This window comes from Bradyrhizobium sp. GCM10028915 (assembly GCF_042666195.1).
Taxonomy (GTDB): Bacteria; Pseudomonadota; Alphaproteobacteria; order Rhizobiales; family Xanthobacteraceae; genus Bradyrhizobium; species Bradyrhizobium canariense_D.
Genome location: NZ_JBHTFN010000046.1, coordinates 20414 through 28429, shown reverse-complemented (window position 1 = coordinate 28429; position 8016 = coordinate 20414). Strand labels below are relative to the sequence as shown.

Annotated in this window: 7 protein-coding genes; 5 read left to right on the top strand and 2 right to left on the bottom strand. The window is 58.1% G+C overall.

The window, feature by feature from the left end; all coding sequences use genetic code 11:
- From ACFQX9_RS27685 to ACFQX9_RS27665, 5 genes are all read left to right on the top strand, one after another.
- On the top strand, nucleotides 1-424 hold a 424-nt coding region (locus ACFQX9_RS27685), incomplete at its 5' end, for a transposase (RefSeq protein WP_377791130.1).
- 3 nt (nucleotides 425-427) lie between these two features.
- Nucleotides 428-556 carry a hypothetical protein gene (locus ACFQX9_RS27680; protein ID WP_256466961.1) on the top strand — a complete coding sequence of 43 codons (129 nt, stop codon included), beginning with the start codon at nucleotides 428-430 and terminating at the stop codon, nucleotides 554-556.
- A gap of 887 nt (nucleotides 557-1443) precedes the next feature.
- Entirely contained in the window at nucleotides 1444-3078 is a 1635-nt protein-coding gene (locus tag ACFQX9_RS27675) for a calcium-binding protein (protein WP_143272974.1), read from the top strand.
- A 1865-nt stretch (nucleotides 3079-4943) separates the two neighbouring features.
- The gene (locus ACFQX9_RS27670; protein WP_377791128.1) at nucleotides 4944-5162 is read left to right on the top strand and encodes a DUF6894 family protein; all 219 of its coding nucleotides are present in this window, start codon (nucleotides 4944-4946) and stop codon (nucleotides 5160-5162) included.
- 4 nt (nucleotides 5163-5166) lie between these two features.
- Nucleotides 5167-5307 (top strand): hypothetical protein, encoded by a 141-nt coding sequence (locus ACFQX9_RS27665; protein WP_377791127.1) that lies wholly within the window; start codon nucleotides 5167-5169, stop codon nucleotides 5305-5307.
- Between the two features lie 577 nt (nucleotides 5308-5884).
- Here ACFQX9_RS27665 and ACFQX9_RS27660 read toward each other — a convergent pair.
- Nucleotides 5885-6598 carry a class II aldolase/adducin family protein gene (locus tag ACFQX9_RS27660; protein WP_026233824.1) on the bottom strand — a complete coding sequence of 238 codons (714 nt, stop codon included), beginning with the start codon at nucleotides 6596-6598 and terminating at the stop codon, nucleotides 5885-5887.
- Nucleotides 6595-8013 carry a carbohydrate kinase gene (locus ACFQX9_RS27655; RefSeq protein WP_377791126.1) on the bottom strand — a complete coding sequence of 473 codons (1419 nt, stop codon included), beginning with the start codon at nucleotides 8011-8013 and terminating at the stop codon, nucleotides 6595-6597. Before ACFQX9_RS27655 ends, ACFQX9_RS27660 begins: the two co-directional genes overlap by 4 nt.
- Nucleotides 8014-8016: the final 3 nt, after the last annotated feature.

The following is an 8016-nucleotide window of genomic DNA, read 5'->3' as shown; positions in this document are numbered from 1 at the left end:
GATCGGCCAACAGTTCCGCAACCAGGTCAGCGAACTCTTAGGCGCTGATCATTTACTCCTCAACGTGATATCGCCGCTGCTCTCGATCCATGAGAACATCTGTCGAGAACAGGAAAAGTTCGACAACGAGGTCCGCCAGTTGGCTAAGCTGGACGAGAGGACGCGGCGACTGATGACGGTCCCGGGTGTCGGCGTCGTCACGGCCCTAACGTTCCGCCACACGATCGATGATCCCTCGCGCTTCCGATCGGCGTCGACAGTCGGCGCTTACCTCGGCCTTACGCCGCGACGTAGCCAATCCGGCGAAACCGACACCAACGGAAAGATATCTCGACGGGGCGACCGGCTTCTCCGAACTTACTTGTTCGAGGCCGCCACTGTCCTTCTTTCTCGAACCAAAAAGTGGTCTTCTCTAAAGGCCTGAGGCATGAAGCTCGCCAACCGGATCGGCATGAAGAAGGCAAAGGTCGCAATTGCCCGAAAGATCGCCGTGATTCTCCACTGCATCTGGGTCGATGGCACATCGTTCGACTGGGTCCAGCCGAAGCCAATCTAATATTTGCTCGCAAGTTCCTGGTCCGGTCCGCCGGACTGGCGATGTCCCGCTGGGACGGTGGTCGTGGTGACCTCGGTCAATCGGCTGGTGGCGGTTCGCCCGCACTCCGCTGCAGACGTTGAGGCGCCCGATCCGGACATCATCATGAGGCGCTCGCGACCTCGGAAAGGACCATGACCCCATCTACGACATCAACCCAACTCGCTGAAGCCGCCAACGATGTCGATTGCCAATCCCGCTAGGCAATCGTCTCGCCATTCGCGATCGCTCCGTCTCCGCAACCTGACCAGCTCCGACGGAGCAATCGCTACGGGCGTGTCACTGGAGAGAGGAAGAATGGTAACTTGACAACAAACCGCAATTAAAGGGCCGATCTCCTCCAGAAGTATGTTCAAGGCGCTCGGGCCTTCTAAGCACGCGATCGGCCATACGTGGAAGGGCGGCAAAAGCACCGGGTGAAGAGGTCAAGAACCGGATCATCCCGCAGTACACCGGGAGATTTGATCGGGTGAGCCTTTGCGGCGCTCGGGTTTCGGAGGACTCTCTCGGAACGCGAGGCAATCTGCACCTCTTTGCGCCCGATGATCCGAGCTGGACGCCATCGACCTTCCAACGTCAAAACCCGCGTGAAAAAGTCCGGAATGCCGAATGGGCTGCTCACGTTGAGAGACGCCCCCCGTTTTAGAGACGTTGCGGACTAGGCACGTTACTGCATTTGGCCCCGAATTCGATCAATCCGGGCTAGAACCTTCTCTCGTGACGATAGCTGTCGATTTCAAATATATGATTTAATTCGTTTAAAAATGTGATTTAATCATAACAACGAAACGTTGTAAGTCATTTGGACGCATCTCCGCGGCAACCTGCGGACCACGAGGGAGGTTCACATGGCTGTTCTCTTTGGCGACACAAGTGGATCACTCACGGGCCGACAGCATGGCGCAGCGCAAACACTGGTTGGTTCCGATCCGACAAACACACTGTTCGGAGATGCTGGCGTGGACTTGCTCGGCCGCGCGATCGGCGGCAACGACACGTTGCTGACGTCCGGCTCTGGAAGCCTATATGGTGATGCGGGCGGAAACATTTCTGATCATGCCCGGGGCGGCAGCGACACGTTGTCCGCTCAAGTATCGGCGCCCGCTATCATTCCCGGCGAGACCTTCAGCCTGGATATGTACGGTGATGCTGGAGGCAACATTTCGGACTGGGCCATTGCGGGCAATGACATGTTCAATGTCGAATTGCCCCTGGCCTTTACGCCCGGAGTGAGGGTGAATGCCTATGGCGACGCTGGCGAAACATTGTCTGGTCAGTCCCAGGGTGGTGACGACAACTTCGGCGTCACTGCTGGCGGACATCAAACAATTATCGTGTATGGAGATGCGGGTGGAAACCTGATCAATTGCGCGGTCGGCGGTAATGACACATTCGTTGGTCACATCGGACCGGATGGCAGTTTTGTGTTCTATGGCGACGCTGGCGGAGGCTTGCTCGGGCATACCCGGGGCGGCAATGACAGCTTCACTGCGAGCGGATCCGAGTACAACAACTATCTCTATGGTGACGCCGGCGGCGACATGGCCGGTCATGCGGCCGGCGGCAATGATAGTTTCGCTGTGAGCGGGATTAATCCGTTCAATTTTGTCTTCGGCGATGCCGGTGCAAATATGTCCGCTTCCGCCGCCGGGGGAAACGACACGTTCGACGACTCTAGCGACGCAACACTCGCTGACCGAAATGTCTTTTCCGGCGATGCTGGCGGGAACATGTCCGGCTCTGCCCACGGAGGGGACGACACGTTCAACAAGACCGGCTTAGGAGGAAGTACGTTCTATGGCGAAGCCGCGGGCGACATGTCTGGTCGTGCCCAGGGCGGCAATGACACATTCCAGGCCTCGGGCACGCAAAACCAAAATCTCTTCTACGGCGATGCCGGCGGCAATATGGGCGATCAGGCCGTTGGCGGCGACGACACCTATTTCGGTGGCAACGTATTTTCCCAGCTCATCAATCAAGCATATGGCGATGCGTCGACTATGTCGGGCCGCGCGCATGGCGGCAATGACACCCTGATCGGCGGCAATGATCCGAATCCGCATGCCGTGGGCAGCTACGAGACCATTCTCGTCGGCGATGCCCAATCCATGTCCGACTACGCGCGCGGCGGCAACGACAGGCTGGTTAGCGGCACGGGAAACGATGACATCTGGGGCGATGCCCAGATGATGCTCGGCTTTGCCCAAGGAGGGAACGACACGTTCGTGTTCGATTTCGATAACGGGCACGATAAAGTCGAAGACTTCGGACAGGGACTCTCGAATCAGGGCGCCGATCACATCGACGTCTCTGCGCTAGGTATCGAGAACTTCAGCGATCTGAGCTTCTCACCGTTCGATCCTGTCACGCACGAGAGCACGGTCACGTTCAGTCCAGGCAACGACGTGGTGGTGCATAGCCAGCAAGCACTCGGACCTCAGGATTTTATCTTCGCGCCACATCAAGACGGTTTGTTGGCCTGAGCCGTCGCTCAAGACCGCCCGCACGCTCGACATACATTCAGCCTCGTGCCTACTTCAGGGCGCGACGAGGTTATCGGGTTATGGTCGGTCCCAGACAGCGTTCGGTCCCATCCCGTCGTGCTGCATTGTTTTCCGTGTGGACACGCGAAGCTGAAAGTTGCTGCGGTGCAGGTCCGCTAAGTGGCCCCAAAGCGGACTCCAGCGCATCGCGCTGCCCTGAGGGAGTAGCGAAGCCTCGAATAGCCTTGGAGCAACTTATGGGCGCACTTTCGTGACCGAGCCCGTTAACATAGTTAAATTGATTTGCTGGTTTTTCCCGATAGTTTTTTTGCGCAGGGGAGAACATTCATGCGAAGCTCTCGTGCAATCCTTTATGCCCAACGACTTAGCGAACTCACCTCTCAGCTCTCAGAATTGGAATATATTCGAGGTCTAGTCGAAGAAGCAGAGCGAAGCGCCCGCAGTGTGCCTCCATTACGCTTGACACATCCTGCTTCGCGCCGCCTTCGAACTCGTGAACCAGGCGCCCTGTCTGTCCGCCTCCGTCGCCGCGCACCACCAAGCTGGAATGCAGGCGCTATCAGCTCCCCTGACAACGACAACCAAGTCGATCGGACTTTGCTGGTGCCATTCCCCGACGCATGGTGGGCTTCCTCCTAAAACCTCTCCAAGCGCTGGCTTACCGCGCCTTGGACGAGAGCCAGGGAACCGCCAGCAATGTGAGGCGGCTCCGCACGTTGATACGCATCGCCGGCCGAGGGTCTAACCGTAGGCGCCGGTGGCTGAGAGACAATTCCGCGCTCCCGCCTGCATGTTAGGAGCGCAAATGGCCGAAGAATTCAGCGCCGAGACACGCCGCCGGCTCGAGCGAGCCAACGAAACCATCGCTCAAAGTCGTCAGTTAGCCACGGAACATCGCGCACTCGTCGCTGAGTGCGAACTAAATCTCCGACACAGGCTGCTCAACATTGCCACCCTGCCTACTGATGACCTGGAGCGCCGGGTCCGCGCACCTGAGGGGAGTGGACTGCACCCCCTTGTGGCCCATCAAGTTGCGCCTCGTTCGGAGGAGGTCCGCTCATCGCGCCACAGCAGACCAGGTTGTTCAACTTGAGTTCTTCGCATTTTGACCCATTGCAAAAGCTTCGAGCGTTCGTCTTTACGAACACGTGCTGGGGACCCACTCCATGCCACAGCACGGGATAAACGTTGTGCTCGACATCGCCAGGAATGTCCTCCCTTTAGCCATGAGTTGCTTCGGGGTGATTGCGGTGACCCACAGCAGTCGTCAAGCTACTGGCTAGTTTTCTTGATGCAAACTGGCTCACTGTTGGGGACGCTCTTGCAATCCCAATCTGGGCCGAAGCCAGATGCCTGATGAACGGATGGATATCGAACAAGAAAGACAGCACAGACACATATCAGAACAACGGCAAAGAGGACGACGAAGACGTCACTGCGCGCGAACTGCCACCTGAGCCATCTGATCGTTCGTTCCAGGGTTAACTACCATTCTCACAATTAGCCTCGCCTCGCTAAAGATTCATTCGACCAATTCGGAGAAATTGAGCAATTGGCGCGAGGCCAGCTTTTGGCCCATCGCTTCCTTACGCGGTGTCGCTGCATGTCGGCTCACAAGGGCAGACCGGAAGTTTGCAGCCAGGGGCCACGTCGGCGGCTTGTGACCCGTTGCTAACGCGAGCTAGTGAGCCTTCATTGCGCGCAATAGAAAACGAAGGCCCGAGCGTTCGTCACGCTTAAGACAGCGGATCCGTTTGCGGGTCGGTTATTTCGGACTACGCAGCGTGGAGCGCTGCTCATTCCACGCCGCCAGCAGAGGTTTCAGCAGCTCGTCAAGCTGAAGCGTGCTGGGTTGGCGGCCGGACGGGACGGCATTGAAGGATCCATCGGGATTGGACTGCCGTGACGATGAAGATGCCCTGGCCAAAGCCAGGACCACCGCCAGCGAGATTGCATCTGCCCCCCGCGTGCACGACCCGCGCCGCATCGCCATTGAGGACGAGGCCAGCCGGCAAGTTACCATCATTCCAGTGATCAATCACCACACCAACATAGGAGGATGACTCCGTGGCTGCCGACAAACCGGTCGGCGACAACGAACGCAAAGGCGCGGTGAAGAAGCGGTCGCAGACCAAGACCAGGATGGGCGGCGCGACGACCTGGACCAAGCGTGACAGGTCGAGCAGCGAGTTCATGGCCTTGAAGTAGACCAGCAAGAAAACTAGCGCCAGAAAAAGTGATCTCGTTCAGCCTTACCGCTGTCGAGCTGCTGGGCGCGTTTCGAGATATGCGCATAACCAAACGCGATCCCAAGCTTGTCATCGGGACGTTTTGTCGCTGATGAACTCCAGGCCGGCGTCGGCATAAAGGTCGATCAGGTTGCGGTCGGCAGGGGCGCCGGAAACTCTGCCGAATATGTCGATGCGCGGTCGTCGCTGCCTCATATTTCTTGAGGACGGTGGAGTCGTGCGACTACAGTTCTCGCGAAAGCTGCTCAAAGCTGCTAACGTTTCTTCAAACGTAGACGCTGGTTTATGATTTACGGTAACCTCTTTCGCTCATCGCCATTGCTCTCTCCGGAGATCCAGGTGGCCTGCTGTGCTTTGAGTCCAAAGCCCGTTGCTCTTGCTTGCGTGTAGAATCGGTGGTGGGCGGCCTCACTCTTCCGCCACTCTCAGCTTGAAAGCACCCTAGCCAACGTCCGTTGACACCTTTGCGACTGTTGCAACATTCGCGTGGGCCGGTGCTGACCGAACTCGGTGGCAGCTGTCCGTGAAATCCACCATCAATGTGCTGTCCGTTTCGAGTCCAGTAAGGCGCGCGGAACATCGCCGACATCGTCAAGGTCAGGCGCCTGGCCGTATCCCATGCGTTTCATCTGCTCATGTACCTGCGCCATTTCAGCGTCGCTGAGGCGCGGCGGCTCGCCGATAGCCAACGCATGGACATACATCTTCGCCAGCGTCTCCACCTCCAAGGCGAGCCAAAGCGCCTTTTCAAAGGTCTGGGCCGTCACGATCAAGCCATGATGGCCAAGGAGGCAAGCGTCGCGATCTTCGAGGGCCTTGAGGGCGTAGTCCGATAGTGCCTGCGTGCCGAAACAAGCATATGGCGTACACCGGACATCGTTGCCACCCGCAACTGCGACCATATAGTGGAAGCAGGGAATATCACGTTCGTGAACGGCGAGAATCGTGCTGAAGGTGGAATGCGTATGCAGCACGACGTTGACGTCTTCGCGTGCTCGCAGAATGTCGCGATGAAAGCGCCATTCGGATGAAGGCCGATGGTTGCCCTGGTAGTTCGCGGCAAAATCCATCGCGACAATGTCCTCTGGCTGCATCCGATCATAGGGCAGACTGGTAGGCGTGATTAGCATGCCGTTTGGAATCCGGTGCGAAAGATTGCCGGATGTGCCCTGATTGAGACCGTTTCGATTCATCTCCCTGCAGGTATCGACAATGCCTTGGCGGAGATCGGCATGATTACGGTCTGTCATGAAGCGGGCTCCGAGAAAGCGATCCAGGACTGGTAAGCGGTGGAAAGGTCGCGCGGTTCGAACCTATCGTTGCTGAGTGATGTGACGGCTTCAAGGATCACGCTTGAAACCGGCAGCGTACGCGAGAATCGCCGCCACAGCAGCGCAGCACCAAGCGCCGTTCCGTCGGGAGATCGACTCACCCAGACACTCTGCGAGGATCGCAAAGTCGCAAGACAACGGGCGAAGGGCAGGTTTGCGGCAAAGCCACCATCGATGACTATGCGTTTTGAGCTCTCGAGCGCATCAAGGCAGCGGTTTGCGCTGAACGCTGCGTAGAGCACCGCCAATGCCTGCCATTCGGCAGGCGTTTCGGGGGGCGGCCCGATGACTCGTCCGCGGCGAGCAGCGCCCGGAAACAATCCATCATCGCCGACGAATGAGGGGAGCGCCAGGGTTCCTCTCGACAGCAGGGTGGGCAATGCGGCAAGGACGGCTGCATCAGAAGCAAAATGTTCCCCGCGGATGAGGTCGTATTCGCGGCCGGCCGCGATCAACGTCGAAGGTGCATTCTCCCCATCGACATCGATATTGAGAACCATCGCGCGCGCGCAATCGAGTTTGTCCAGGGGGAGGCCGCGCTGAAAGCCGATCATCCAAGTACCGGTCGATAGGATCGAGGCATCGGCCATGCCGGCGGCCTTGTAGCGAAACAGGTTGGCGTTGGAATCATGCACGCCGCAGAGGATCTCGGTCGATTGCGCCAGGCCAGTGCGCCTGGTTACAGATTCCGAAACCGTCCCTAGCACCTCACCGGCGGGTACGCATTCGGGCAACAGATGGCTCCAACCGCGCTTACGCATAAGAGAAGAAGGCTGACGGTGGATGAGGTCCCAGATATGGCTCTGAGCCGCGAGCTGCGAGATTTCGCTGGCCGCACGTCCACCAAGCCGCAGGGCGAAAAACTGCGCGGTGGTCAGATAGGATTTTGCGCGAGCGAATTCGACGGGATACGCGCTTTCCTGCCAAAGCAGCTGTTTTCCGAGCCGCATCGCCCCTCCGATTCCGCAAAACACCTCATCGTAACCAGGCGCGATCCGGGCATATGCTTCATCGATTGCGGGCGGAGAGACGGCATCATAGTCCATCATCGGCAGCACTGGCGTATCACCGTCGACGAGAACCGCGCCGCATCCATGCGCAGCCACGATCACGGCGCCAATGGCATGGCGTTGAGACAAGTCGGCAAGGGTATCGAGAAACCACTCTTCTAACCCGGCAAGGTCATAGGCGAGGTACGAGCCCTGAATCATAGGCACATTTGGAAGCCCGTGTGTTTCGAGCGGCCAGCCGTCGTCGCTCGCCACGACCAGTTTGAGATTGGTCTTGCCGATGTCGAGAACTGCAATAGGGTTCGAGACGATCGAGCGCATCATCGC

Bases quoted from the DNA above. Each gene is read 5' to 3' on its own strand.
- ACFQX9_RS27680 (WP_256466961.1), top strand. From the start codon at position 428: ATGAAGCTCGCCAACCGGATCGGCATGAAGAAGGCAAAGGTCGCAATT.
- ACFQX9_RS27675 (WP_143272974.1), top strand. From the start codon at position 1,444: ATGGCTGTTCTCTTTGGCGACACAAGTGGATCACTCACGGGCCGACAG.
- ACFQX9_RS27660 (WP_026233824.1), bottom strand. From the start codon at position 6,598: ATGACAGACCGTAATCATGCCGATCTCCGCCAAGGCATTGTCGATACC.
- ACFQX9_RS27655 (WP_377791126.1), bottom strand. From the start codon at position 8,013: ATGATGCGCTCGATCGTCTCGAACCCTATTGCAGTTCTCGACATCGGC.